At 45.0% G+C, this 25,978-nt stretch carries 26 protein-coding genes; 18 read left to right on the top strand and 8 right to left on the bottom strand.

Annotated features, from left to right (window positions below; genetic code table 11):
- The first annotated feature begins 9 nt into the window (after nucleotides 1-9).
- The 12 genes from K5Q73_RS01360 (at nucleotide 10) to mgtE (ending at nucleotide 9,623) form a co-directional block, all read left to right on the top strand.
- Complete coding sequence (locus K5Q73_RS01360; protein ID WP_220765242.1) at nucleotides 10-969, top strand: calcium/sodium antiporter; 960 nt, start codon at nucleotides 10-12, stop codon at nucleotides 967-969.
- A gap of 46 nt (nucleotides 970-1,015) precedes the next feature.
- Entirely contained in the window at nucleotides 1,016-1,993 is a 978-nt protein-coding gene (locus K5Q73_RS01355; protein ID WP_220765243.1) for a KpsF/GutQ family sugar-phosphate isomerase, read from the top strand.
- Nucleotide 1,994: 1 nt separating this feature from the next.
- Complete coding sequence (gene kdsC / locus K5Q73_RS01350) at nucleotides 1,995-2,546, top strand: 3-deoxy-manno-octulosonate-8-phosphatase KdsC (RefSeq protein WP_220765244.1); 552 nt, start codon at nucleotides 1,995-1,997, stop codon at nucleotides 2,544-2,546.
- Entirely contained in the window at nucleotides 2,543-3,100 is a 558-nt protein-coding gene (gene lptC, locus K5Q73_RS01345; RefSeq protein WP_220765245.1) for an LPS export ABC transporter periplasmic protein LptC, read from the top strand. The genes kdsC and lptC overlap by 4 nt, the downstream gene beginning before the upstream one ends.
- A 70-nt stretch (nucleotides 3,101-3,170) precedes the next feature.
- Nucleotides 3,171-3,710 carry a lipopolysaccharide transport periplasmic protein LptA gene (gene lptA / locus K5Q73_RS01340; protein WP_220765246.1) on the top strand — a complete coding sequence of 180 codons (540 nt, stop codon included), beginning with the start codon at nucleotides 3,171-3,173 and terminating at the stop codon, nucleotides 3,708-3,710.
- A complete protein-coding gene (gene lptB, locus K5Q73_RS01335) occupies nucleotides 3,707-4,438 on the top strand; it encodes an LPS export ABC transporter ATP-binding protein (RefSeq protein ID WP_220765247.1) in 732 nt (243 codons plus the stop codon). Before lptA ends, lptB begins: the two co-directional genes overlap by 4 nt.
- Before the next feature lie 136 nt (nucleotides 4,439-4,574).
- Nucleotides 4,575-6,038, top strand: a complete 1,464-nt coding sequence (locus K5Q73_RS01330; protein WP_220765248.1) for an RNA polymerase factor sigma-54 — start codon at nucleotides 4,575-4,577, stop codon at nucleotides 6,036-6,038.
- Between the two features lie 30 nt (nucleotides 6,039-6,068).
- Complete coding sequence (gene hpf, locus K5Q73_RS01325) at nucleotides 6,069-6,356, top strand: ribosome hibernation promoting factor (protein ID WP_220765249.1); 288 nt, start codon at nucleotides 6,069-6,071, stop codon at nucleotides 6,354-6,356.
- Between the two features lie 2 nt (nucleotides 6,357-6,358).
- Nucleotides 6,359-6,802 carry a PTS IIA-like nitrogen regulatory protein PtsN gene (ptsN, locus tag K5Q73_RS01320; RefSeq protein ID WP_220765250.1) on the top strand — a complete coding sequence of 148 codons (444 nt, stop codon included), beginning with the start codon at nucleotides 6,359-6,361 and terminating at the stop codon, nucleotides 6,800-6,802.
- A 229-nt stretch (nucleotides 6,803-7,031) separates the two neighbouring features.
- Nucleotides 7,032-7,886 (top strand): RNase adapter RapZ, encoded by an 855-nt coding sequence (rapZ, locus tag K5Q73_RS01315; protein ID WP_220765251.1) that lies wholly within the window; start codon nucleotides 7,032-7,034, stop codon nucleotides 7,884-7,886.
- Entirely contained in the window at nucleotides 7,873-8,148 is a 276-nt protein-coding gene (locus K5Q73_RS01310; protein ID WP_220765252.1) for an HPr family phosphocarrier protein, read from the top strand. Before rapZ ends, K5Q73_RS01310 begins: the two co-directional genes overlap by 14 nt.
- A gap of 110 nt (nucleotides 8,149-8,258) precedes the next feature.
- Nucleotides 8,259-9,623, top strand: coding sequence for a magnesium transporter (gene mgtE / locus K5Q73_RS01305; protein ID WP_220765253.1), 1,365 nt, complete (start codon nucleotides 8,259-8,261; stop codon nucleotides 9,621-9,623).
- 186 nt (nucleotides 9,624-9,809) lie between these two features.
- Here mgtE and K5Q73_RS01300 read toward each other — a convergent pair whose 3' ends face one another.
- Nucleotides 9,810-10,604, bottom strand: a complete 795-nt coding sequence (locus K5Q73_RS01300) for a molybdate ABC transporter substrate-binding protein (RefSeq protein WP_374706784.1) — start codon at nucleotides 10,602-10,604, stop codon at nucleotides 9,810-9,812.
- A 253-nt stretch (nucleotides 10,605-10,857) separates the two neighbouring features.
- The gene (locus tag K5Q73_RS01295) at nucleotides 10,858-11,532 is read right to left on the bottom strand and encodes an OmpA family protein (protein WP_220765255.1); all 675 of its coding nucleotides are present in this window, start codon (nucleotides 11,530-11,532) and stop codon (nucleotides 10,858-10,860) included.
- A gap of 457 nt (nucleotides 11,533-11,989) precedes the next feature.
- Here K5Q73_RS01295 and K5Q73_RS01290 point away from each other — a divergent pair, with 457 nt between their 5' ends.
- Nucleotides 11,990-12,205, top strand: a complete 216-nt coding sequence (locus K5Q73_RS01290; RefSeq protein ID WP_259650824.1) for a transposase — start codon at nucleotides 11,990-11,992, stop codon at nucleotides 12,203-12,205.
- Between the two features lie 147 nt (nucleotides 12,206-12,352).
- Here K5Q73_RS01290 and K5Q73_RS01285 read toward each other — a convergent pair whose 3' ends face one another.
- From K5Q73_RS01285 to K5Q73_RS01265, 5 genes are all read right to left on the bottom strand, one after another.
- Complete coding sequence (locus K5Q73_RS01285) at nucleotides 12,353-13,720, bottom strand: DUF4397 domain-containing protein (RefSeq protein ID WP_220765256.1); 1,368 nt, start codon at nucleotides 13,718-13,720, stop codon at nucleotides 12,353-12,355.
- 199 nt (nucleotides 13,721-13,919) lie between these two features.
- A complete protein-coding gene (locus K5Q73_RS01280; protein ID WP_374706783.1) occupies nucleotides 13,920-15,443 on the bottom strand; it encodes an FG-GAP repeat domain-containing protein in 1,524 nt (507 codons plus the stop codon).
- Between the two features lie 125 nt (nucleotides 15,444-15,568).
- The gene (locus K5Q73_RS01275) at nucleotides 15,569-16,021 is read right to left on the bottom strand and encodes a GtrA family protein (protein ID WP_220765257.1); all 453 of its coding nucleotides are present in this window, start codon (nucleotides 16,019-16,021) and stop codon (nucleotides 15,569-15,571) included.
- Nucleotides 16,006-17,424 carry a glycosyltransferase family 39 protein gene (locus K5Q73_RS01270; RefSeq protein WP_220765258.1) on the bottom strand — a complete coding sequence of 473 codons (1,419 nt, stop codon included), beginning with the start codon at nucleotides 17,422-17,424 and terminating at the stop codon, nucleotides 16,006-16,008. The genes K5Q73_RS01275 and K5Q73_RS01270 overlap by 16 nt, the downstream gene beginning before the upstream one ends.
- Nucleotides 17,424-18,461 (bottom strand): glycosyltransferase family 2 protein, encoded by a 1,038-nt coding sequence (locus K5Q73_RS01265; RefSeq protein ID WP_220765259.1) that lies wholly within the window; start codon nucleotides 18,459-18,461, stop codon nucleotides 17,424-17,426. Before K5Q73_RS01265 ends, K5Q73_RS01270 begins: the two co-directional genes overlap by 1 nt.
- Before the next feature lie 127 nt (nucleotides 18,462-18,588).
- Between K5Q73_RS01265 and K5Q73_RS01260 the strand changes: the two genes are divergently transcribed.
- Both K5Q73_RS01260 and K5Q73_RS01255 read left to right on the top strand, forming a co-directional pair.
- On the top strand, nucleotides 18,589-19,269 hold the full coding sequence (locus K5Q73_RS01260; RefSeq protein ID WP_220765260.1) for a response regulator transcription factor: 681 nt from the start codon (nucleotides 18,589-18,591) through the stop codon (nucleotides 19,267-19,269).
- A gap of 2 nt (nucleotides 19,270-19,271) precedes the next feature.
- Complete coding sequence (locus K5Q73_RS01255; protein WP_220765261.1) at nucleotides 19,272-20,621, top strand: HAMP domain-containing sensor histidine kinase; 1,350 nt, start codon at nucleotides 19,272-19,274, stop codon at nucleotides 20,619-20,621.
- A 242-nt stretch (nucleotides 20,622-20,863) separates the two neighbouring features.
- Here K5Q73_RS01255 and K5Q73_RS01250 read toward each other — a convergent pair whose 3' ends face one another.
- On the bottom strand, nucleotides 20,864-21,439 hold the full coding sequence (locus tag K5Q73_RS01250; protein ID WP_220765262.1) for a lipase: 576 nt from the start codon (nucleotides 21,437-21,439) through the stop codon (nucleotides 20,864-20,866).
- A gap of 239 nt (nucleotides 21,440-21,678) precedes the next feature.
- On the opposite strand from K5Q73_RS01250, the gene K5Q73_RS01245 reads away from it, so the two are divergent.
- The 3 genes from K5Q73_RS01245 to rlmC all read left to right on the top strand — a co-directional run bounded on the left by K5Q73_RS01245 (nucleotide 21,679) and on the right by rlmC (nucleotide 25,605).
- A complete protein-coding gene (locus K5Q73_RS01245) occupies nucleotides 21,679-22,716 on the top strand; it encodes a class I SAM-dependent rRNA methyltransferase (RefSeq protein ID WP_220765263.1) in 1,038 nt (345 codons plus the stop codon).
- Between the two features lie 360 nt (nucleotides 22,717-23,076).
- On the top strand, nucleotides 23,077-24,246 hold the full coding sequence (locus K5Q73_RS01240) for an MFS transporter (RefSeq protein ID WP_220765264.1): 1,170 nt from the start codon (nucleotides 23,077-23,079) through the stop codon (nucleotides 24,244-24,246).
- Between the two features lie 222 nt (nucleotides 24,247-24,468).
- Nucleotides 24,469-25,605 carry a 23S rRNA (uracil(747)-C(5))-methyltransferase RlmC gene (gene rlmC, locus K5Q73_RS01235; RefSeq protein WP_220765265.1) on the top strand — a complete coding sequence of 379 codons (1,137 nt, stop codon included), beginning with the start codon at nucleotides 24,469-24,471 and terminating at the stop codon, nucleotides 25,603-25,605.
- Nucleotides 25,606-25,978 lie beyond the last annotated feature (373 nt).

Below are 25,978 nucleotides of genomic sequence, written 5' to 3'. Positions count from 1 at the left end.
TAAGAATCGATGTTATTTAATATTTTTATGTTAGTCGCAGGCTTAGGGGCTCTCGTTTGGAGCGCTGATAAGTTTGTTTACGGTGCAGCAGCCTTTGCTCGTAACCTTGGCTTACCGCCAATGTTAATTGGTCTAACGATTGTCGCCATGGGTAGCTCAGCTCCAGAGATGTTTGTTGCGGCCACCGCATCGCTCGAAGGCATGACAGATACCGCAATCGGTAACGTACTCGGCTCTAACATAGCTAACATCACACTAATCTTAGGTATTACAGCATTACTTGGAGCGATTTCAGTCAGTTCACAGACGCTGAAACGAGAGATCCCATTAATGCTAGTGGCCACCGTAATTGTAGGTTATTTCTTACACGATGGCTTTTTAACCCGTATCGAAGGTATCAGCTTATTAGTGTTGTTTATCGGCTTAATGGGCTATCTGATTTGGCACGGATTTCTCAGTAAAAATCGTGATGCCTTAGCAGTAGATGCTGAAAATGAGATCCCTGCAGATGTGCCTACAGCTAAAGCGATTTTATGGCTTGTGGTCGGCATGGTATTGTTACCGTTATCGGCTGATTGGATGGTTCAAGGTGCTGTTGGGATAGCCAAGGCATATCACTTATCAGATCTTGTGATTGGCCTAACCATTATTGCCGTAGGTACCAGCTTACCAGAGCTTGCGGCTTGTGTAGCCGGAGTCTTAAAAAAGGAAGACGACCTTGCGATCGGTAACATAGTTGGTTCAAACTTATTCAATATACTCGCGGTACTTGCTATACCTGGCATCATAGCGCCAGGGGCAGTCGATGCAGCGGCGAGTACTCGGGACTTTTACATGGTGCTTGCCACTAGCAGTGCACTGGCAATACTGATCTTATTATCTGGCCGTGCTAGACAGTTAAAACCCTGGCATGGCGTAGTATTACTTATTACATTTATCGCATACCAAGCATTACTTTTCCTATCTTAGCTGTGGGTGCGGTACGTTAAGCAGAAATTTAAAGAGAGACCAAGAAATGGTAGATGAGAATCAACTACGCCAATGGGGTACTAAGGTTATCGATATCGAGAAACAAGCACTCGATAATCTGTACCAGTACATCGACTCTTCAGAATTTGCCCAGGCTTGCCAATTAATATTGCAATGTACTGGTAAAGTTATCGTGATGGGCATGGGTAAGTCAGGTCATATCGGCAATAAGATCTCTGCCACATTAGCCAGTACAGGTACGCCTGCATTTTTTGTTCACCCTGGTGAAGCTAGCCATGGCGATCTTGGCGTACTCAGTGAAAATGATATCGTACTTGCGATTTCGAACTCTGGCGAATCGAGCGAAATCTTAACCCTGATGCCGGTAATTAAGCGCATGGGATTACCTATGATCTCGGTAACGGGTAAGCCAGATTCCAATATGGCCAAGCTCGCACAACTACACCTTTGCATCGAAGTGCCTGAGGAGGCTTGTCCATTAGGATTAGCACCAACGTCAAGCACTACGGCAACCTTAGTGATGGGCGATGCTCTTGCTGTTGCATTACTGCAAGCGCGCGGCTTTACTCAAGACGACTTCGCACTGTCACACCCTGGCGGTAGCCTAGGTCGTAAGTTACTGCTAAAAGTAAGTGATGTGATGCATAAAGGCGATGAGCTACCGAGTGTACAAGATGATATCTGCATCACAGATGCCTTATACGAGATCTCTAAGAAAGGCTTAGGCATGACTGCTGTCGTTGACACAGATAACACCTTAGTCGGCATTTTTACCGATGGCGATCTACGCCGGGTTATCGATGCAGATGTTAATTTAAGAACCACACCGATTGCCGATGTGATGACTAAAGGTTGCGTGACCATTACCGAAAACGTATTGGCGGCAGAAGCGTTAAAAGTCATGGATACCAAGAGCATTAACGGTTTGGTGGTCATTAATGACAAACAGCAACCTGTTGGCGCATTAAACATGCTCGATATGGTCAAAGCGGGAGTAATTTAATATGTCTCACCAAGGCTTCTACGGACCCATTAGCGATGATGTTTGGCAAGCGGCAAGCAAGATCAAACTACTGGTTTGCGATGTTGACGGCGTTTTTTCTGACGGCTTAGTGTACATGAGTAATAGCGGTGAAGAGCTTAAAACCTTCCATACACGTGATGGTTATGGTGTGCGCTCGGTACTCACTAGCGGCATACAGGTAGCGATTATTACTGGCCGTAAATCGCAGATAGTCGAAGACAGATTTACCGCGCTTGGCGTCACTCATATCTATCAAGGAGTCGACAATAAGCTGGCTCCCTATCAGGAGTTACTGGCACTTTATAATGTCAGCCCTGAAGAAGTCGCCTATATTGGTGATGACATGGTGGACTTACCGGTTATGCAGCAGGTGGGTTTATCGGTATGCGTTGCAGATGGCCACCCTTACGTGAAACAACACGCTAAAATGACGACTTATATTAGAGGTGGTCACGGTGCCCTTAGAGAGCTAACCGACTTACTGCTGTTAAGCCAAGACAAGTTTGACTCTGCCCATGGGATGAGTATATGAACCGCGTTACCCTAGCGATTATCGCTTTTTTTGGCACTGCACTTCTGCTTTATTGGCAGGTACAGTCTAAAAAAAGCGAACAAGAGCTGGATATCGATATGAGCCAACGACCCGACTATATCATCGATGATCTACGCAGTATCGAATATAACGAGTTAGGGTTAGTCAACAGCAAGGTATCAGCTAAACACATGGAGCATTTTGATAGCATCAATATGACCTATTTTACTGAGCCTGTTTACCTTATCTATCCTGATGACGGACAGGCCCAATGGCGCCTACAAAGCGCCAAAGGCAGCCATAATAATATCACTGGCAAAGTCAGTTTAGAAAACAATGTTATGATCGACTCAATAAGCCCTGAAGAGCCTATTCAGACGTTAAGCACCAGCTATTTAGAGCTAGATTTGAATACCATGATCATGACCTCTGATGAAATGATCCACGTTAAAGGCAATGAATTCGTCATTCAAGGTTTAGGCTTATACGCCGACCTGAATGCCCAGAGTGTTAAGCTTGTAAGCCAAGTTGAAGGCATCTACGAAGCTAAATAACACTCATAAATTGAACATTTTTACACTCATGCTATCTAGACGAATTACCCTAGCTGAGTAGAAGGACACTATGAAATACAATCAATCTATCCTTGCAGGCCTTTTTTGCCTGCTAAGTTTCAGCTCTGTCGCTAAAGTCGATGATTTATTGCAAGAAGTGAAAATTGCAGCGGCAAGCCAAGAAGCCGACATAAAAAATAATCAGGTTATCTTTTTTGGCCCGGTTGAAGTGACTCAGGGCTCAATTAAGATGAATGCCGATGAATTACGTGTATTTTCAAAAGCAGATAAGAGCGGTAAAACACTTGTCGCAACGGGTAACCCTGCCACCTATACCCAAATGATGGAAGATGGTCGTCCAGCAACCGCTAGCGCAAAAGAGATCCGCTATGAACTTGCAACCCGCACACTCACCTTAGTGGGTGATGCAACTCTTGAGCAAGACGGCAGCCAAGTCACAGGTAACCGCATTAAGTACAACATTAGCCTGCAACAGCTTATTGCTGAAAGTACTGGTAAGGGCGATGACAGAGTTATCACTATTATTCAACCTGAAGCCTACCAAGAAGATAAGCCTGACGCGCCAGTGAATAAGCAGGAACAGCAATGACCCAAATTACCTTAAAAGCGGCTAATCTTGCTAAAAGCTATAAAAACCGTGCCGTAGTACAAGATGTTAGCCTTACCGTAAAGACTGGACAAATTGTTGGTCTACTCGGCCCTAACGGTGCAGGTAAAACAACAACCTTTTACATGGTGGTCGGCCTAGTACAGAGTGATAAAGGTAAGATCTTTATCGATGACGACGATCTCACCCTAGATCCCATGCATCTTCGCGCCCGTAAAGGTATTGGCTACTTGCCGCAAGAAGCCAGTATTTTTAGAAAACTGTCGGTGCGTGACAATATCATGGCGGTATTACAAACCCGTAACGATATCAATAACGAGCAACGTGAAGAGCAACTAGAACACTTACTCGAAGAATTCCACATCACCCACATTCGCGACAGCCAAGGTATGGCATTATCCGGTGGTGAACGACGCCGAGTTGAAATTGCCAGAGCACTGGCGGCTAATCCAAAGTTTATTTTATTAGATGAGCCGTTCGCCGGTGTCGATCCGATTTCAGTTATCGATATTAAAAAGATTATTGAGCAACTTAAGAGCCGCGGCCTAGGCGTACTGATCACAGATCACAATGTTCGCGAAACATTAGACGTTTGTGAGCACGCTTATATCGTAAGCCACGGAAATCTCATTGCCGAAGGTACACCTGCTGAAATCTTAGACAACCAACAGGTTCGAGCAGTGTACTTAGGTGAACAATTCAGGCTATAGTTAATTCACAGTATGGAAGCTTATAAACTCAATATGGATTTACTTCCAAATAAAATCAACGTGTTGAGTTTTCAAGCTTCTTTCGCCAGTTCAGCGAGCTTTAACGTTTAACTACAGTGTAGGGAATAGCGGTAAAATGAAAGCGTCACTCCAGCTCAAAATGGGTCAACAGCTCACCATGACTCCACAGTTACAACAAGCTATTCGCCTGTTGCAACTGTCTTCTTTAGAGCTGCAACAAGAGATCCAACAAGCATTAGATTCTAATCCGCTGCTGGAATTAGATGAAGAGCAGTCGGACGGTGATTTAGGCGACAACGAAGACCAATCATCAAACGATACCAATAGTGAACTCATCCAAGATAGCGCTAGCGTTGAAACCTCCGATGCCCTCACCCAAGACTCCATGCCAGATGAGTTACCAATGGACACCACCTGGGATGAAGTTTATACCGTTTCATCAAACTCCAGCTCTGGAGTCAGTCGTGAAGACGATATGCCATTTCAAGGTGAAACCAGCGAAGGCTTATACGAGCATTTAGAGTGGCAGAAGAACCTCACACCGTTTTCAGATAACGATCTTGCAATCGCTACTGCGATTATCGACGCCATCGACGAACGTGGCTACCTAACCCAAAGTTGCGACGATATTTTAGAGGCTATGGGCGATCCTGAAACTGAGCTTGACGAAGTCGAAGCAGTATTAAAGCGTATCCAGCATTTTGACCCTATTGGAGTTGCCGCGCGTAACCTCAGTGAATGTTTACTGATCCAGCTAGCGCAATATGCCGCCGATACGCCGCATATTGAAAACGCAAGATTGCTGATCAAAGACTATTTAGATCTTATCGCAGGTCGCGATTTTAGGCAGTTAATGCGTAAGACTAAGCTCAAAGAAGATGAGCTTCGTGATGCAATAACCTTGATCCAAACCCTAAACCCAAGACCAGGCCTAGCGATTGCTCGTAGTAAAGACGAGTATGTTATTCCTGACGTTTCAGTCTGCAAGAAAAAAGGCCGCTGGGTGGTTGAGCTTAATCCAGATTACATGCCTAAGATTAATGTTAACCAACATTATGCATCTATGGCACGCAGCACCACTAATCAGGCCGATGGCCAATTTATTCGTGGTCACCTGCAAGAAGCAAAGTGGTTTATCAAGAGTCTCGAAAGTCGTAATGACACCTTGTTGAAGGTGACCAACTGTATCGTTAAGTTCCAACAAGGTTTTTTCGAATATGGCGAAGAGGCCATGAAACCAATGGTACTCAACGATATTGCCGAAGCAGTTGAAATGCACGAATCGACCATTTCGCGTGTTACTACGCAAAAGTATATGCACACCCCGAGAGGTATTTTTGAACTAAAGTACTTCTTCTCTAGCCATGTCGGAACCGACGATGGTGGCGAGTGTTCATCGACCGCAATCAGAGCATTCATTAAGAAGTTAGTCGCAGCTGAAAACCAGAAGAAACCATTAAGCGATAGCAAAATGGCGCAACTTTTGGCAGAACAAGGGATTAAAGTTGCTAGACGTACGATAGCTAAATATCGAGAAGCGATGCTGATCCCCCCCTCAAACCAACGTAAGAGTTTATAACTCAAAATTAGGCACTTGGAGGATCGATATATGCAAATCAACCTGACAGGACATCACGTCGAAATTACCGATTCACTTCGCGGTTATGTGGAAGAGAAATTCACAAAGCTTGAACGACATTTCGATCAGATCAATAATGTGCACGTTATTTTGAATGTACAAAAAATGCAACAGATTGCCGAAGCCAAAATTCACCTTAAAAAAGGGGAAGTATTTGCCACTTCGGAACATGCGGATATGTATGCCGCAATTGACTCCCTGATCGATAAGCTCGACCGTCAGGTTATTAAACACAAAGAGAAGCTAATTAAACACTAACGATGGAACTAAGTACCATCCTGCAGCCGGAGTGCACTACCTGCGCCACTCCGGGCAGTAAGAAAAAGGTATTGGAGTTAATCAGTGATATTGCCGCTGTCCAGTACCCTACCCTTTCTTCACAAGAGATTTTTGAAAGTCTGTTGGCGAGAGAAAAAATGGGTAGCACGGGTATAGGTAACGGTATAGCGATTCCTCACGGAAGGCTGACAAATATTGAGCGCCCAGTTGCGGTTTTAGTTAAGTGTGAAGATCCAATCGCATTCGACGCTATCGATAAACAACCTGTCGACATTCTATTTGCGCTATTGGTGCCATCAGATCAGTGTGAACAACATTTAGCAACACTGTCGTTAATGGCTGAAAAACTCAACGATAAAGCAGTAATTAAGCAGTTGAGAAAAACCAGTAATGAATCAGAGCTATACCAAGTCATTACCCAGTAACGTCTTACTAAGTTCATACTAGAGTCTTACTCAGGTCTTTAGAATAGCCGCTGAAATTAGCTTTTCAGCGATGATTCTAAAGACCTAAGTAATTATTACAGCAATATTATTTCTGATAATCATCTGCTCAATTTCTTGCTTTCGGTCTTAAAAAAGTTAATCTATACACTTATACAGAATCGTCACAAAACCCAAACACTTAGTTTAACCTCAATCAGGTAGTCATACGATGAAGCTTGTTTTAGTCTCTGGTCGCTCCGGCTCAGGCAAATCTGTTCTATTAAGAATGCTAGAAGATCTCGGCTACTATTGTGTCGATAATCTGCCTTTGCCTATGATGGGCACTTTGCTAAAAGAGTTGTCGAGTAACACTCAATTTGTCGCGATCAGCGTCGATATTCGTAATCTTCCAGAGAAAGAGAGTGAGCTGACTAAGCACCTTACCTTTCTGCCTGATGGCGTCGAACTGCTAAGCTTTTTCCTCAACTCTACCGATGAAGTGCTGCTTAAGCGCTATAACGAAACACGCCGCCTGCATCCTTTATCTCACGATAATGTATCGCTAAAAGAGGCGATTGAGTTAGAGGGCCGCTTGCTCGAACCGCTTGCTAATATCGTCGATCATTATATCGATACCTCAAGCTTAAACATCTACGACCTTAACGATCAGGTGCGTGAGATCTTGCTAGGTAACCTTGATAAAGAACTGATGATCAACTTTGAGTCATTTGGCTTTAAGCATGGTATGCCAATTGAAGCCGACTTTATGTTTGATGTGCGCTTTTTACCAAACCCACACTGGGAGCCAGATCTTCGGCCAATGACAGGCCTAGATAAGCCAGTACAAGATTTCTTAAACGAACGTCCTCGAGTCAATCTATTTATTAAGCAAATTGAAGAGCTACTCGAAAGCTGTTTACCTGATCTAGAACGTAATAACCGCAGCTATCTGACCATCGCGATTGGCTGTACAGGTGGACAGCACCGTTCGGTGTATATCACTGAGCGCCTCGCGGCACATTTCAAAAAAACTAAGCATAAGGTCAATGCCCGCCATCGTGAGCTAACTAATGCCAACCATTAAGCGTGAAGTCACCATCTGCAATAAGCTTGGCCTTCATGCTCGCGCCGCAACCAAACTGGTTGTGTTAGCCTCTGAGTTTGATGCAGAGGTCACCATTATCCAAGGTGAAAAACAAGCTTCAGCGACGAGTGTACTAGGCTTATTAATGTTAGAAACTGGCATGGGCAAGACCGTACAACTGCTTGCTACGGGAACCGATGCACAAAAGGCGCTCGATGCCATTTGTCAGCTAATTAACGCTAAGTTTGACGAAGATAATTAATAACCATTATTTCCTTAGTTATTAACTAAGTTACTAAGTCAGCTATCACACACCAATATCCAGCACTTAAGTTATGATAAGCGCCTTTAAAACTACCCTGTGAGGGAGCCATGCCGATTGAAGTCTTAGACAATGAAACAACAGATCAACGCCTCAATCAGCTAACAAAAGCATTGGGCAGCGGTATGTTTGTCCATGTCCGTAATATGTTGCAGGATATGGCAGCTTCAGATATTGCTTTTATTCTCGAATCTTCTCCACCTCGCACCCGTCAAGTGCTATGGCAACTGATTGACCAAGAACACACAGGTGAAATTCTCGATGAACTTGGAGAAGAGCTGAAAGATAGTCTGATCACCCAGATGAGTCCTGAGCGCGTCGCTAAAGCGGCCGCAAATATGGACACCGATGACTTGGCCTATATTTTACGTAGCCTGCCAGATAGCGTATTTAAACAAGTTCTGCAGTCTATGAGTAAGCAAGACAGAGTTCGAGTCGAACAAGCTCTGTCATACCCAGATGACACCGCTGGTAGTTTAATGAATACCGATACAGTCACCTTACGGCCTGACGTCAATATCGATGTAATACTGCGCTATTTAAGAATTCGCGGTGAACTGCCCGATGCCACCGATATGCTTTATGTTGTTGATAAACACGATCGTGTTCTAGGTGGGGTACGAATTGCCGATCTTCTGACTTGCGACCCAAATGCTTCAGTACGTGAAATCATGATGTCAGATCTTGAAGCGATCCCGGTAGGCATGTCAGACAGTGAAGTCGCGCAATTGTTTGAGCGCCATGACTGGATGTCAGCTCCCGTTATCGATGAAAACGACAAGCTGCTTGGCCGTATTACCATCGATGATGTGGTCGACGTTATTCGTGAAGATGCCGAACACTCAATGATGGGTATGGCAGGTATGGATGACGATACCGATACCTTTGGCCCGGTACTAAAAAGTACTTTCCGCCGTTCACTCTGGTTAACCGTTAACTTATTTGCAGCCTTACTCGCGGCCTCAGTTAGTAATATGTTCGAAGGCACCATTGAGCAATTTGCTACTATCGCGATTTTGATGACGATTGTGCCCAGTATGGGCGGGGTCGCAGGTAACCAAACTTTGGCATTGGTTATTCGGGGTATTGCGCTCGGTCAAATCGGCCAAAGTAACTCCCGCTGGCTGATTGGTAAAGAGCTTGCCATTGGCTTCCTTAATGGCTTGCTGTGGTCCATTTTAGTTTTTGCCGCTGTTTGGATATGGAAAGGTGATATCGCCTTGGGAGGCTTGATTGCGGGGGCCATGCTAATCAATATGACAGTTGCAGGACTAGCAGGAGCCAGTATTCCTCTCATTTTAAAGAAGATGAACATCGACCCAGCACTCGCTGGCGGCATGGTGTTAACCACAGTGACCGATGTTATTGGTCTGTTTGCCTTCCTTGGTTTAGCGACTATTTTCTTAATGAACTAAACCTGTATAAAAGGCCGCTATCTTAGCAATGCCGGTAAGTTCAGCCCAAGCCCCATTATAAAAACGAAGAGCCCAGTACAAACTGGGCTCTTCGTGTCCTTTGTGGTTCATTCCTATCTTTGAAAGTTATCGAGTTTCTCTAATATAACTTCCATTAGTGATCTGCAGTACCCTGTTTGCTATCTGCTATTGCTTAAGTGGTGCATCAAATCCGTAATCAGCGAGGATCGTCTGACCTGGCTCAGACAGAATAAACATCGCCAGCTTCCAGGCATCCGGCTGAGCATCATCGAGTACAATCAAACCATAGTTAGCACCAACAGCCAAGGGCGCCGGCATCTGCACAACTTGCAGCTCTTTCACCTCTTTTTGCGCCAGCACAGCATTGGTGCAGTAAGTCAGGAAAACATCTGCACGCTTGTTCTCCATTACCCAGCCATAGGTATTACGACCTTTTGGTGCTTTAGCACTATTCTCGCCACCTGTGAGCTGCAAAGCTTTAGCTTCCAGCTTGCCAGTGGCTCCAGCTTGTAAATGGTCAGCCTTAGCAAAGATTTTCCACGCATAGTCCCCAGACGGATCAGCTTTTGGTGTAGAGGTGCCCACGCGCACATCGGGATTGAGCATCACAGCGAGTAAACCTTCACTATCTATCTTTACATTTGGCTGCGCAAGGGCGCACATCTGATTGCGGGCAAACATCACCACATTATCACCTTGACCCGCTGACTGTAATGTCTGTGGGTGCTTCATATTTGCCGACGCAAACACACCCACTTTTTCACCATCCTCGATGCGTTTTCGAAGCAAACCTGAAGGCCCAAACTCGGCATTAACATCTTTGTTTGAGGCTTGCTGGTAAGCCGTCACAATATCATTCATGGCATTTTTTAAACTGCCAGCGGCTCTCAGCTCAATAGGCTCGGCGTTGACCGCAAAAGGTAGGCTTAAAAGCGAAACGAGGATCCATTTTTTCATCATTTTTTCCATGGTTAGTATTTATTATCACACAGGTGAATTAAGGTTTTGCCCAATGAAAAAGCATCTGCTGAAGAATAACAATGGCTTAACCCCTGTGGCTTGTATCAAGAGAGTAACCCCGAGACTTAAGTCACCCCCTCCAAGGATAGCAAAGACAAATAGTCCCACTCATAAAAGCATGGCAATCAACTTCATAAAGCGGACAACAAAAAAGCCACGCTTGGGTGGCTTCATGAATCGCGCAACTAAATAGTTAAGCGTTTGGCATTGGGCTTAAGATAATCTCTACACGACGATTTTCAGCACGGCCTTGTTTAGTTTCATTAGAAGCGATTGGCTTTGACTCGCCCATACCATGAGAAGCCACGCGCTGAGCAGGCACCTTCTGACGTGTTAGGTAGTTTGCCACTTCACTGGCACGCACTTGCGACAATCTTAAGTTATATGACTCCGCACCAGAGCTGTCGGTATGGCCCATCACATTTAGCTTGGTCTCATCATATTCAAGCGCCACCAGCACCACACTGTTTAACACTTGCTGGGCACGTTGGCTCAAGTCTGTTTGATCCACACCAAAAGTCACGTCATTTGGCATATTAAGAATAATATTATCGCCACTACGGGTAACGCTTACGCCAGATGATTGCAGCTGCTTACGAAGCTCGGCTTCCTGCACATCCATATAATAGCCAATACCGCCACCTAAAGCCGCACCAGATGCCGCACCAATCAGGGCGCCTTTACCGCGATCACTTTTGCTTGATGACGCAACGCCTATCGCCGCACCAGCAATAGCTCCAATCAAAGCACCGTTAGTGGCTTTGCCATTTTGAGATTCGTTGGTATAAGGATTGGTTGTCTGGCAACCAGACACCATCATGGCGGCGATAAGGCCACCAGCAAGAATAGAACTAGATTTAACGCTCATGTGTACCACTCCTAACTGCTTTTGTCTGTCACAAAAGCGACTACAAATAAGTTGTATTTTTTTAGCAGTATATAAACCACTGTGAATTAGACAATGGCCTAGCTTCTAAGTGGTTTAAAAATAAGCACTGAGATGACAACTTCACGCGCCGCCTACGCACCACTATCGTGCACAGTGCACCACTTTAGGGCAGGATTCTCGAGAAATTCAGCCAAAGGCTAGCACTACAGGTTTTAACCACATGAAATATAATGATTTAATGCATATAGATAAGTTGGCACAGCTTAAGCATACTCATTATTGAGTACTCGCTGGTAATAAAAATAAATTAATAACCATGCTCAGAGAGTCACGACAGGGCCAAGCTTTTCCGCCCTGGCAAGGGAAATCCGTCACCACGCTCAAAGACGTACAAACTACTGATGTTTAAACATTAGAATTTATAGAGAGAATACCGATGGATGCCATGAACCTTAACCTCAAAGTGATTAATGAAGTCAAAAACAAAGGCCGTCTATTATCAGATGTAGCCAAAGATTATGGCCTTTCGACTAAAACGGTTTACCAGATAGTCAATGAAAGCGAGCCGCAATCAATCAAAAGCTCACTGCCCATTATTCAGCAGACAAAACTGCTAGGGTTACGCATAAAACAGTTAATGCGTCGCCGCTAAAAATTAACAGGCTGTACCCTGTTAGCAGAGGCGGAAAACACTATTTTTCGCCAAACGAAATCAAAAAATTAACGCGCTAACTCTATATAAATAAAATACGCTTAATGTGAATTTCGCCTCTGCACCCCATTATGAGTTCAATGCAAACTACTGAAAAGTAGTGAGTCGATAACCCAGAGGTTGGCTGTCGTCGCTATTAAGTACCATGGTGTAATTCCCCGCTTGGCTAAACGGCACCACATCCGATTGATACACTAAAGTTAACGTGTCATTGTCGTCTTTAAATACGACGCTTATTTCATAGTCATCAGAGGGTAAACTAATATTCCCCAGCTCTGTAAAGGCTAACCCTGAAAGCTTATATTCAGCCGATTCTATAGTCTCACTCGAGCGCACAAAATAGATGGTCAGTTCATCAAAGTCAGCAACTAGATTAGCAAGGTTAATCTGATGTTCAAAAGCTCTAGGTCGATGATCATGGGTAATCGTCATCCCCTTTGTTTCACCTAACTCATCCTCATAAAGCACAATGGACTTACTTTCATCCTGATTGAAAGTGACCAGTAGGTTATTGGCTAGCACATCACTGGTTGCACTGTCTGAAATGCTAACCCCATAGTCGTTGTAACCTATCGCCTTAAACTCTGTTAGTTGATTCTGACTGAGTTCATACAGATACTGTGACTCCTGATGGCTCACTAGCTCAGCGTTGATCATATCTGTGTTAGTTAATCCATTAAATAGCCGGTATTCGGCGTTAGCATCAATATTACTATATTGCTCAGGGCTCCCGGTTGAGTCGACATTATCAACCGTAAGCTTTGGCACTCCTGGACCGAAGCTATTACGGACAATTAACTTGTATACCGTGTTAGCTGTCAACTCCAGCGTGGCCGTGGTAAAGATGGGGGCGGTTTTGCCACTCTCAGTCAGATACAGTACATACTCGCCAGTATCAAACATCTGCTCGTTGCTATAGCTTTTATAACTGAGCGATGCCAGCATAGTCGCCGAACTAAACCCTTCTGCTGGTTTACCAAAATATACATCAAAGCTCGACTCCCCCATCGCAGCATGGGCTACGAGCACTTGCATCTTGCTGTAGTCACCACTTTCATCACTATTAAGCTCATCCATCTCGCTACGGCGATAGACAATATCAAGCAGCTCAGGTTCACTATAGTCGCCCACAAGCATAAATAGATGGTTGTCGGTATTGGCAAGCTCTACGCTCGCTTGATAAAGAGTCAACTCCTCACCCGAGGCATCGAGCCCAGTAATCTCAAGTTCACTCAAGCCCGTTCCATATTCATACCGAGGTAAAGCATCAGAAAAGCTGACCTCCGAGTAACCGTAGTCATCTAAAACTAATACCGTTGAAGTGCTATTGGGGGAGGCATTATAGTATTGGATATAACTACTATCGCTCGTGGATCCGTTGTCATCAGAACTACAAGCAACAAGTGTTGACATGAGCACCGACAAACTTATATTTCGCCATGTTGTTAATTTCATCTATCTTCCTTAATGGTAATAATCGCACTTCTTATGACCCGTGATTTGCGTCAAGAACTGTCAGACATTGAAATTAACGGCAAGGATATGAATAGCTTTGTAAATTAGTGTGAGTTAATAAAAAAATATAGAGATAATTTTATCTCAAAAAAAACGACCCGATTAGGGTCGCTTTTACAGTTTTCAATGCAAGGAATAGCTAGCTGGCTAGTAGCACTTTAAACTGCCTAGAGAGCTTTTTATCGTCTTGGCGGCCATACTTGATCAGCAGGTCTTCTCTGCCATCACCGTTTAAATCCTCCGCCTTCAGCATGCCGCCTTCGACTGGCAGTTTCAGCTCATGCTCTTGGGGAGAGCGGCTAAACAACGAATCACCACGCTTACCTAAATAGACTTTTAAAGTCGACTCATCCTCTGACAGCAACAGATCTTTTAGCCCATCACCATTTACATCAGCAAGTTTAACCACAGGACTACCAGCTTGTCCCGAGCTAAAGCTAAAGTTAAGCTCCACTTCTTTTGTCACGTTGGAATCGTCGCTAAAACGACCTGTAGAATCCATCTTAAACAGGTGCACATCTTGGTCGATACTGCCCGAAAGCAACGCACCTATAATCTGCGACACACCGATATCAAAGCCCGCGACCATCACTTCATCTTTATCATCACTGTCAATATCGACAAATTCTAACCCAGTTAAAGTGCCTTCAGCCCGGATCACACTGCTAGCCTCTTTAGGGAAAGCTAACAACCCCTTGTTGTTTTCGCCGAGATAGATCTCATAGTCATTTACCCTGTCGAACACCCCGCTGCTTTTGGTATAGCGGATCACCATATCGGTAATGCCATCGGCGTTGAGATCTTTAAGCTGCTCTACCTTACGATAAACCAGTTCACTCTGATCTAATTGCTCTCCAAAGGCATCGCGTTTATTCCACCAATCCACCCCACTAATGGGCTGACGCACTGAAATAAACGCGGCAATGGGATTGAAGTCTTTAGCCTGCGTCTGCTTATAAACCTCTAACTCGCCCTCACCTATCTTAACGATATCCACCAAGCCATCTAAGTTGATGTCTGACACATAGAGTTTAGATTGGGTATAGGTGGCGCCATCATCAAATAATCGAGATTGTGGCTTAATTGGCAGAGATTGACGCTTAAAGCCTTGCTCTGCCGCTAGAAATAAATGCACTTGATTGAAGTCATGGATCAAGATGTCATCACTATTATCGCCATTAAGATCCTTAATAAACTCACCGCGACTGATAAAGTCGGGACGGTCTTTAAAAGATAACGAATTAATCTTGGCCACGGTTTCAATATATAGCTCAGAGCTATTTTCCTTGCTGACTAAGAGCTTAAGCTCATCTTGAGATAGGAAGTACAATTGCTGCAATTCACCAGCTGTAGACTCTGTGATATCGAAACTGTGTAACTCTTGAGGAAGCTCTCGCTTCATTGCCAGTTGGTATTGTCCCTTATCAAAGGCGTAAATGGCCATCCAACGATAACTTAAGTCATCGACACCAAATACCACCAACTCTTTACCGGGCTCAGGTAACAAGTCAGCAGCAATGATTGGGTGAGTCAGCTCAAAAGGCGCATCAATAGTCGACTCAGTAAAACTTAATGCTGCCTCCGAGGCCGCTAAAGCGGACTGTGGCAATATAGCACTGAGCACCAACAAGGCTGCCCCGCTTCTGTTTAAACTCGATCTCATATTAAAACACCCCATCATAGCCACTACCTCAGCATTATTACTCCAGAGTGTGAAACTAGCGGTTTTCGAGCAAGAGTAAAACCACTAGTTAACAGTTTGTAACATAAGCTTGGCCATTTTGAGAATTATTCAACCGCAGCAGCCTTAAAAGTCCAACGGTTAGCACCGAACCAATTGATGAAAAGCCCCGCCAATATGCCTAGGCTAAAACTAAGCAAGGTATTAAACGGGCTATTGCTTAACATCGTGGAGCATAGATAGAAAACCATTAAATTTACCGATGCCCCTAGACTTGAAACGACAACAGACATCAGTAACTGCTTAGATTTGGGTGCTTGTTTGCGTTCGCCAAAAGTCCAACAGCGGTTAGCCAGCCAAGACACGATGACAGCACAAACAAAAGCACAGCAACGGGCAAGCATTAAGGGCAGTTCAAATCCGTTAAGCAAGCCATAAAACAACGCAGCATCAAATACGAATACTGCACCACCAACCAGTAAAAAGCGTATGCCTTGCCCATGCTTAAGCCATATTGATTCCAAGCTGGGTACTGATAAAGTGGCTAATCTCGATGACACAGTAGTAGCCCTCGATATTTATTTCGCGCCACTTCACCACAGTGAGAGAAGCTAGGCTCTGCAAGTAAGCTGTTGCTAGCGACTAAGTAATAGTCTGTCTTGGAGTTCACCTCATCTAAATGGTCAATTTTATCTGCTTGACCTGCGCTATAGAAACGCGCCGAAAACGGTTGATTCTGCCAGTAATATGTCGCTAAAGCTTGGCTACGCTGGGACAGCAACCAACGCTCGCTCTTATCTTTCCCTGGCCCAAAGTTCAGCACAACCACGGTGATCAATAACAATGCAGGAATGCATAAGGCGATAATATTTAGCCCAGGTAGTCGGCTATTACGCCATGCTAAACCGAGTAGTAAAGCTAAGCCTGGGATCCCGGGCAACACGTAAGCAGGAAGAATATTCCCCGCGAGAGTAAATAGCAGCATAGGAGCTAGCATCCAGCAAATAAGGTAGCTAGCCAGCCCTTCTTCCGCCCCTTTACCGGTCACTGTCGCTGCTGCTTTAGACTGTTTAACTAGCTTATAAATTGCCCTAGGTAGAAACAGTGACCAAGGCATAGCTGCTACAACAAAGTACACCCAAATCGTCCCCCTAACTTCATCATGCGCCGAACCATAGAGATCGCCAGTCCAACCACTATCGACAAAACGAGACCAATGTTCTCCCACAATAAAGTAATTTAAAAAGCCGGGAGTCGCTCGCTCCGCCATCACATACCAAGGCAGTGCAATCGCCAGCATCAGCAGTGTGCCCGTCACCAGCGGTGTTCGCTGCCATAACAGCTGCCACATTTTTATCGGGCCATTCTTGTGCGGACCATAGCGCCAGCTCAGCCAAAGCCCAGCGCCTATAGCGAACAAGACTAATGCCACTGGTCCTTTAGCAAGCAGGCCAATCGCGAGTCCACTAAAAGCAATATATCCCCACAGCTTGTCCCCTTGCCAGCACAGATAAAATCCGCACATAGCGAGGGTGAGTCCAAGGGTAAGGGCCATATCCGTCATTACCGCGCCAGCACTGATAGTAAACACCACAGTAGAAGCCAAGATGATTAACACCTGCATAACCGGTAAACGTAGACGCTTGGCAAAGTAACCCTCAACCGCGAGGGTAAACATCGCTGCTAGCCAATGCGGAAAACGCACAGCAAACTCATTGCTACCCAACACAGCTAAAGAGCTTGCACTCATCCAGGTATGCAGAGGAGGCTTGCCCCAAAACGGTACATTATAATCAAACAGTGGAGTAACCCAGTTGCCCGTCTCTACCATCAGGCGCGCCATCTCGCCGTATCGCGCCTCGGTGGTGTCCATAAGTGGATACCAAGGCAATAGAAATAACCGAGTGAGAACCACAATCAAGAGTACCGCTAACCCCTTTTGACTATCGCGCATACTCAACATTATTTAGCCCCCAAGTAGCTCACATTAGCCAGTTTTGCATCGCTATTTCTAGCCTTTACTTGTGCTAAAGACTCTCGGTGAGCAACCTCTTCAATTAAGTACAGAGGCCTTTGTTTCACCTCTACAAACACTCGCCCTAAATACTCACCAATCAACCCAAGCGCTAACAGCTGGATCCCCGCGAGGGCAAGTTGCACCACCATCAGTGACGGGTAACCCGCAACACTGCCGCCAAACATCAAGGTCTGAATCACTATCCAGCCACCATAGCCAAAGGCGCATAATGCTGTTATCACTCCACACCAGGTCGCCAATCTCAGAGGTTTAAAGCTAAAAGAGGTGATGCCATCCATCGCCAGACCAAACAACTTGCCGTAGTTCCACTTGGTTTCCCCGATAAAACGTGGGTCACGGTCAAACTCTAAGGTTTTTTGCGAAAAACCGGGCCAACTAAACAGGCCCTTCATAAAACGGTTTCGCTCCGGCAGCGCTTTAATGCTGTCAATCACCTGACGACTCATTAAACGGAAGTCGCCAACATTTTCAGGCACTGGCGAGTCAGATACCCAATTCATCAAACGATAGAAACAAGCAGCAGAAAAACGTTTAAACCAAGTCTCTCCCAATCGTTTTCTGCGCTTCATATTGACGATATCGTACCCTGCTCGCCACTGCGCCAACATCTGCGGGATCAATTCTGGTGGGTCTTGCAAATCGGCATCCAGCATGATCACCACCAAACCTCTGGCGTGCTCGATCCCTGCCGACATCGCCGCCTCTTTACCAAAGTTACGGCTTAACTTAATACACTGATATTCATTATCTACGAGCGGTAATTGACTCACCTGTAACCAAGAGTCATCACTACTACCGTCATCGACAAACACGATTTCACTGCTATCTTCAAGCCTTGAAAGCACCGCCGTTAAGCGTTCAATTAACGGCTTTATCATTTTGGATTCATTAAATAAGGGCACGACAACAGACAGGCAGATCTCTGTATGATCATTTGTTTGAGCGGGTGAGGAGTACGACATGTTTTATCCTGCAATGGCTTATTTTTAGTTAGTATGCCTAAGTGGGAGTGAACAAAATGTCATTGACATTTTTTCCACATAAAAATGCTAAAATCGACCTTATAAATGCCGTGATGAGCCTAAAGCAATGACAATTAAACTACTGATTATTGAAGACAACAGCGATGTAGCAGGGATCCTTGGCGACTACTTTGAAGCCAAAGGGATGGAACTCGACTTTGCTAATAACGGTGAACTAGGCCTTTCTCTAGCGCAAGCTTTTGACTTCGATGCAATTATTCTCGACTTGATGCTACCTAAACTCGATGGACTAAGTCTGTGTAAAGCTTTGCGGTCTTTGGGATGTAGCACGCCTATCTTAATGCTCACGGCATTAGATAATAAAAGCGACCTGCTTACGGGTTTTGATTGTGGCGCCGACGACTACCTAGGTAAGCCTTTTGATCTCGATGTTGTCGATGCCCGAGTGCAGGCTTTAATAAAGCGTCACCGCGGCCAAGTCGCCCAAGGGGTGCTCAAGTTTGGCGATATCGAAATCAATATCGCTAAACACCAGGCATCAAGACAAAATATGCAGCTTGCGCTCACCCCCATCACTTACCAGATCTTGTTGCTACTGATAAAGAGCGCCCCCAACATCGTTAAACGCGAGCAAATTATTGAAGAAATCTGGGGACAAACACCGCCGAGTAGCGATATTTTACGCAGTCATATGTACCAGCTTCGCAATCAGCTCGATAAACCCTTTAAGCAGCCAATGCTTGCCACAGTACCTAAAATTGGCTTTAGGCTACAGCTGGGAGAATAGATTTGCTAAAGCACTTACTCAACCGCGTGCCATCGGCATCCAAACTACCGCAAAAGCTGCTGATCTATTTCAGTAGTATTGCCTTAATGATAGGACTGACTCTCTATATATCTATGCTTAGCCTAATGCAATGGATTGAAGATGAGGTCAACCAACATGAACTCGAGTCCAGCGCTCCCTTTGCCATCAGTCTATTTCAGCAGGGCGCCAAACAACCCTTGCGAATAGGCCTGCATGTTGAGGCCTACTATTCAGCAGAACTTATCCCAAAGCTCTATGGTGACTTAAGCCAATTTCCAAACGGTTTCTCAGGTGAGGTTGTCGATCGCAATGCCAGTGGGCTATTGCACGAAATTGCTAATTTTAGCTTGGTAGATAGTGATTCGCTTGGGGTAAACAAAGAGCTGTTCCTCTACCGCAGCGAATTTGAACTCGACGGTACCATGCAGCCTCTCTACCTCATCATGCCCTCTGAGAGCGTGGAGCTAAGCGATAGTGAATGGCAATCGATTAATCTATTTGTTCTCAGCTTTATCGGCGTGCTCTTCTTACTTTTTGGCTTCGCCATTCATAAGCTGAGCCGTCGATTAGTCGAGCCCGTGGAGCAACTCAGTAAACAGTTAAAATCGCCATCAGCCCACAAGACCTTTAATGTACCACCACAGTCAGCAGCTGAATTTAGTGAGCTTGCCAATAGCCTTAATGATTATCGCCAACAAAATGAGCGAATGATAAAACAGGAGCAGGCCTTTGCTCGCTATGCCAGCCACGAGCTGCGTACTCCTATTACCGTCATTAGCGGAGCCGCTAAACTGCAAGAGCACAATGATGCCCCTGAGTTTCAGGCTCGCCAGCGAGATAGGATCCAACGTGCCGCCTTTGAGATGCAACATACCGTCGATGCATTGCTGAGCATAGTTAAACAGGAAAAAGGCACAGCAAGTAATGACTATAGAGCTCTTGAACTCAAAGAGGTCGAACAGATAATCGCTCCATTAGTGCTGTTAGCTAATGCTAAAAATATCCACATCATTCTCGACTTCAAACAAGCGCCGTTAATAAAACCCAGTCCCGCCGTGCTCAGGATGCTACTTGGCAATGTGATTAGTAATGCCATCAATGCCAGTGACTCGGGCGAAATCACCATTAGCGTAGATAAAAAACAGATAGAGATTATCGATATGGGGCGTGGACTGAGTTCGTCAGAAAACAAAAGTGAAGATGGTCACGGCCTTGGTCTACTAATTGTCGATAGCCTATGCCAGCGCTATCAATGGCAATTTAGCCTTATCGACATAGCACCTAAGGGCTGCTGTGCTCGACTGACTTTACCTGTAACCGAAGAGTTATAGCGCTTACTTGGCCAACACCTAACAAAAGGGTTTAGCAATAGATGCTAAACCCTTTTGTAACTCAATTACGGCTAGCTAACTTTGGTGAGTGAACCTGCACTTCTTGGCCATTTACCACAGAGAAAGTATCAACTAATTGCTCAACTTGATCCGCAGCAATCCGGGATCATAAGCAACCTAAGAGCCATGTTCATATTAACGCTATAACGACCTAGCGAGTCACTTAGTATCTAATTAAAGGATTATTTATCAATCTCATCGCAGATAGCTTGTGCAATGCGTCGGCTAAAAATCACCGACAGGTGCAATATAATGATAAAACTTTTATTGTCGGCGGCTCGCCAAACTGAGCTAGAGCTGGGGACAATAGTAAAATCGATTGGCGTCCAGTAAGAGTAAAGCTTTACCCCTTCTAAAACCGCTTCCGATCTCGCAAGCTCAACAAGCAAATCACTGTTAGGCCTGAGTTGTTTAATGCCTTTTGACGGATAAGGTAGATAAGCTAAGTAACTGCCGTTGTGGGGAGTCGACAAACTGAAAAACTGGCTCACTCGCCGAGCACCATTTAGCCGCTGCATGTAATAGCGCCCGACAATGCCTCCCATGCTAAACCCCACCAGCACAATGTTAGCGTCGACGCCGAAGACTGCATCAATTTGTTGGCCTAACTCTTTTGCCGCATGCTCTATGCCATGGCGACCATCGAAGGGGCTAATCGTGGGTGAAAAGCACTGGCGGCCAGCTTGCTGTAGCCGCCTTTGCAGCACGCGCATCACTTGCCCGGTATTAAAAATGCCATGCACTAACACCACTTTCATCCGCAACTCCTAACAACACGCTGACACAAGATTTACTATCAGTGCATATTTGTGCGCCAATTATCCCCTAGAGTCAAATCGTATCAGCCCTGATTAGCGAGTAGTTCTAGCCTTAATCTTAGCTCTAGTCTTAGCCTACTCCTATCGACTTATCAGTAAGATTGAGGGTATTTATTGGTACATTTTTGCTATCATTAGCGCCGTCGCCTCTGACAGTATTTCAAATGAGCCCAATATTTATGTCGATCACTAAATCGGACCCTGCAGCTTTAACTCTTACTCAAGCATTGACTCAAGCCATAGCTAAGCGTGCAGATTTTTTACAGCACTCTGCAACCCAGCAAACTGACTGTTATCGCATATTCCACGGTACGGTTGAAGGCTGTAATGGACTCAATATTGATCGCTACGGCAATGCATGGCTCATTCAAAGTTTCCATCAATCGCTTACAGTTGATGAATTAAAAGAGGTAACAGAGCTGCTAACCCAAGTTGCCGAACTCGCCGTGATCTATAACGATCGTTCAGACAAAAACTCTCGAGTGCTGAACCGATTATCAGAGGAGCAACAAGCCTTTGCTGAGAGTGAACAGCAAATGCAAGAAAATGGCATCCTATTTACTAGCAAGCTACGTCATGAAGGCCAAGATCCCCTGCTATTTCTTGATATGCGCATCGGTCGCGAATACGTAGCAGCGAATAGCCAAGGTAAGAGTGTATTAAACCTGTTCTCCTATACCTGTGGTATCGGCACCGCTGCCGCTGTTGGTGGGGCTAAACGCGTGGTTAACGTCGACTTCTCTTCTTTTGCTTTGGCTGCTGGACGTAAAAATGCCTCACTCAACCAAGCTGAAGATGTGTGTGAATTTATTCAAAGTGACGCCTTTCCCGCTTTAAGGCAACTAGCCGGACTCAAAGTCGGCGGACGCCGAAATCAAAAATTACCAGCCTACCCGAAACTGAGTGCGACTCAATTTGACCTAGTTTTTCTCGACCCACCAAGGTACGCCAAGAGCCCATTTGGTATTGTCGACTTAGTTAATGACTATCAGGGTCTATTTAAGCCTGCACTACTCACAACTAAAGCTGGTGGCACTATCGTGTGCTGTAATAACGTTGCCAAGGTTGATCGCGATGAATGGTTTAACAGCTTAGTGCGCTGCGTTGAAAAACAAGGCCGTAAAGTCACGGGGCACAGCTGGTTAGATTGCCACGAAGATTTTCCTTCGTTTGATGGTAACCACCCACTGAAAATTGTGGCTCTACAATTAAACTAATTACTGCTTAAAAAACGTTGAAAATGCAGGCGTTAAACCTGCATTTTTAACCATGCCAACCTAATCCCCCCACCTAACCGCTATAACCAGTAGTTAAAACATTTTAAAAAGCCAAAATACCGGCTTAATTCAAGCTGGATAATAATAGCGTAAAACAAGCTATCAAACTTAACACACCCCGCCACACCAAATAAAATTAAAACCTTTATTATTAGAGAGATAAAACAATTATTTGATAAAAAGTTGTTTTTTATCATCTTGTATATAAATTAAGCTTTACTTTCTATATTAAAAGCATAAAATCCGCATCCTCAAATCAACAATCAAACCTTAAAAAGTATCAACCAATAGGAGATAGAGGTGGAAAATTCTGCCTGCCAACCATACAAAAACAGTACGTTCGTACCTGTTGCTGGTTTATCATTTTTCGCAATTGCATCTGGCTTCTTAATGAGTCTAATTCCACTGTCATTGGCATCGTTTGGCATGGATAGTTCATTGGTCGCATGGTTAGCGAGCATCTTCTATTTAGGTATTTTAGTTGGCACAACTTGTATTCAAAATATCGTGGCTAAACTTGGTCACCGAATATCTTTGATGCTGTTCTTAGCTATGCTAACTCTGACGATTGTCGCCATGCTTGCCGTGCCGACATCAACCGTGTGGTTGCTCGCCCGCTTTATCGCAGGCTTTGCCGTTGCAGGTGTATTTGTTGTCGTTGAATCCTGGTTACTCATGGCTGACAACGCTAAGCAAAGAGCTAAGCGTTTAGGCTTATATATGACCTCACTTTACGGTGGCAGTGCATTAGGTCAGCTAGCGATTGGACCTTTAGGCGTCAATGGTAATACCCCATTTTACTGGGTTATCGGCCTATTGATGTTAGCTATCTTGCCACCACTTTTAGTTAAAAAAGGCCAGCCAGAAGCATTAGCGCACCAGAAGATCAGCTTGCGTGAAGTTAAGAAAATCAGCCTACCTGCGGTTATTGGCTGCTTAGTGTCAGGCATGTTGTTAGGCCCAATTTACGGTTTAATGCCAAGCTATATTAATGGCCAATTTGCCAGTAACGAGCGTACAGCATTCTTAATGGCGATCATTATTCTAGGCGGCATGTTAGTGCAGCCTTTGGTGAGCTATTTATCGACTCGGATCAGCAAGAGCTTATTGATGGCGCTGTTTTGCTTGTTAGGGACAATCGGTATCGTGGGTATTGCCGATGGCACCTCAGTGCCTTTTGTTACTACTTGTTATTTCTTGCTCGGTGCAAGTTGCTTTGCACTTTACCCTATTGCCATTACCCTCGCCTGTGAGACCATGGCATTAGAGAAAATTGTCGCGGCGACAGAGTTAATGCTACTTAGCTATAGTGTCGGTTCGGTATTTGGCCCTGTTATCGCGGAGCACAGCAGTACTTCAGCGCATTCGTTGATCACTTACTTAGCTGTAGTGTTAACGACGACGTCGATTTATATGCTGATTAAAAGCCTACAAAATACCCGCAGTGGCCACACCCCTGCTATTGGCTAACCGCCACTAAATAGCACTCTAAGCGCAGCGAAAGCTGCGCTTTTGCTATCTAAAAACTATGCTCAAAAATCTCTGGGGACTACAGGGGCGATTTTTTAGTGAAAAAGCACTAAAATACGGCCTGTATGGTTTTCCATTACAGATAAGCTATTACCGTTAGCCAAAAACGTTTCTAGCCAAATCAGCAAACTTATCGTCCCAACGCTTTAGAGAATCCAATCAGTGAAATGTGCCTACTTTGATCAGCAGCAGTGTCTTTCTTGCCGTCATATTAAACAACCCATGTCAGCGCAAGTTGAAGCTAAATCGCAAGTGCTAAGCCAACTACTGAGTGGTTTTGACGTGGAGCAATGGCACCAGCCTGTATTTGGCCCAGATAGTGGTTTTCGCAATAAGGCCAAAATGGTCGCACTCGGCGCCGCTCATCAGCCAATCCTCGGGATCGTTACCCCGACAGGTGAGCCTGTCAGCTTATGTGATTGCAACTTGTATCCAGACGATATGCAGCAGCTGCTGCATCGTCTAGAACTGTTTGTGCGCCAGGCTGGCATACCGCCTTATAATGTTGATAAAGCCAAGGGTGAGCTTAAATTTATCCTACTCACCCGTAGTCAAATCAAAGGCGAATACCTACTACGCTTTGTGCTCAAGTCTCATAAGTCTATCGAGCGCATAGAGCGCGAGCTACCTAAGCTATTAAACGAGTACCCGCAAATCAAAGTGGTGTCGGTGAACATTCAGCCAGTGCATATGGCAATTCTCGAAGGAGAGGAGGAGATCTTCTTAACCGAAGAGACCCGCTTATCAGAGCAATTTAACGATGTGCCTTTGTTTATTCGCCCTAAGAGCTTCTTTCAGACTCATCCTGAAATAGCCGCAAAGCTTTACCAAACCGCAAGAGATTGGGTAGCAGAACTTAAGCCCAATGCACTCTGGGATCTATTCTGCGGCGTAGGAGGGTTTGGCCTACACTGTGCGTCGAAAGAGATAGCTTTAACGGGTATTGAGATCTCCGCCGAGGCCATCACCTGTGCCAAGCTATCAGCTGAAGCAATGGGGCTGACTCAAGTAGATTTCACCGCACTAGACTCTACCGATTTTGCCCAAGGTTGTGCTGCTACCGATAAACCTGATGTGGTCATAGTCAACCCACCAAGGCGCGGAATTGGCGAAAGCTTGTGTCAGTCGCTATCAGCTTTTGCTCCTAAGGCGATTTTGTACTCGAGCTGCAATCCACACACCTTAGCCAAAGATTTAGCCCATATTCAGGGATACCGAATTCAGAAGGTACAGCTATTCGATATGTTCCCGCATACCGACCACTTCGAAGTCCTTGTGATGCTGGTCAAGCAAAGCTAATCCTTAAAAGCTCTAGTTATACCAATCAGTATAAGAATTTGATCTACTCAGAGCGATTTTTGGCAAACTAATTCAAGGCGAATAGCTGCAATAATGGTTATTCCCTTATAAAGCTATTCAACGCAGAAGTAGGCAGCCAAAAACGCTCCAGAATGGCGAGTTTTAGCGGTTCTGATGCTGCGACACTTAATGAACAAGAGGGAGCTTAACCCTAGTTCAACTATGCTCTTCACTCGTTGCAAACCACATGGATAATGGAATGGACCCATCCACTTTTAATCGGCCTCGCAATGGGCCACGATGTAGTTGCTTAAACTCATCAGAAAGAGGACGGGTCCACTATGAACATTACTACAATTGGTCTTGATATCGC

Origin of the sequence: Shewanella sp. MBTL60-112-B2, from assembly GCF_019655055.1 — a bacterium.
Classification (GTDB): domain Bacteria; phylum Pseudomonadota; class Gammaproteobacteria; order Enterobacterales; family Shewanellaceae; genus Shewanella.
This window is presented reverse-complemented; position numbering and strand designations above follow the sequence as displayed.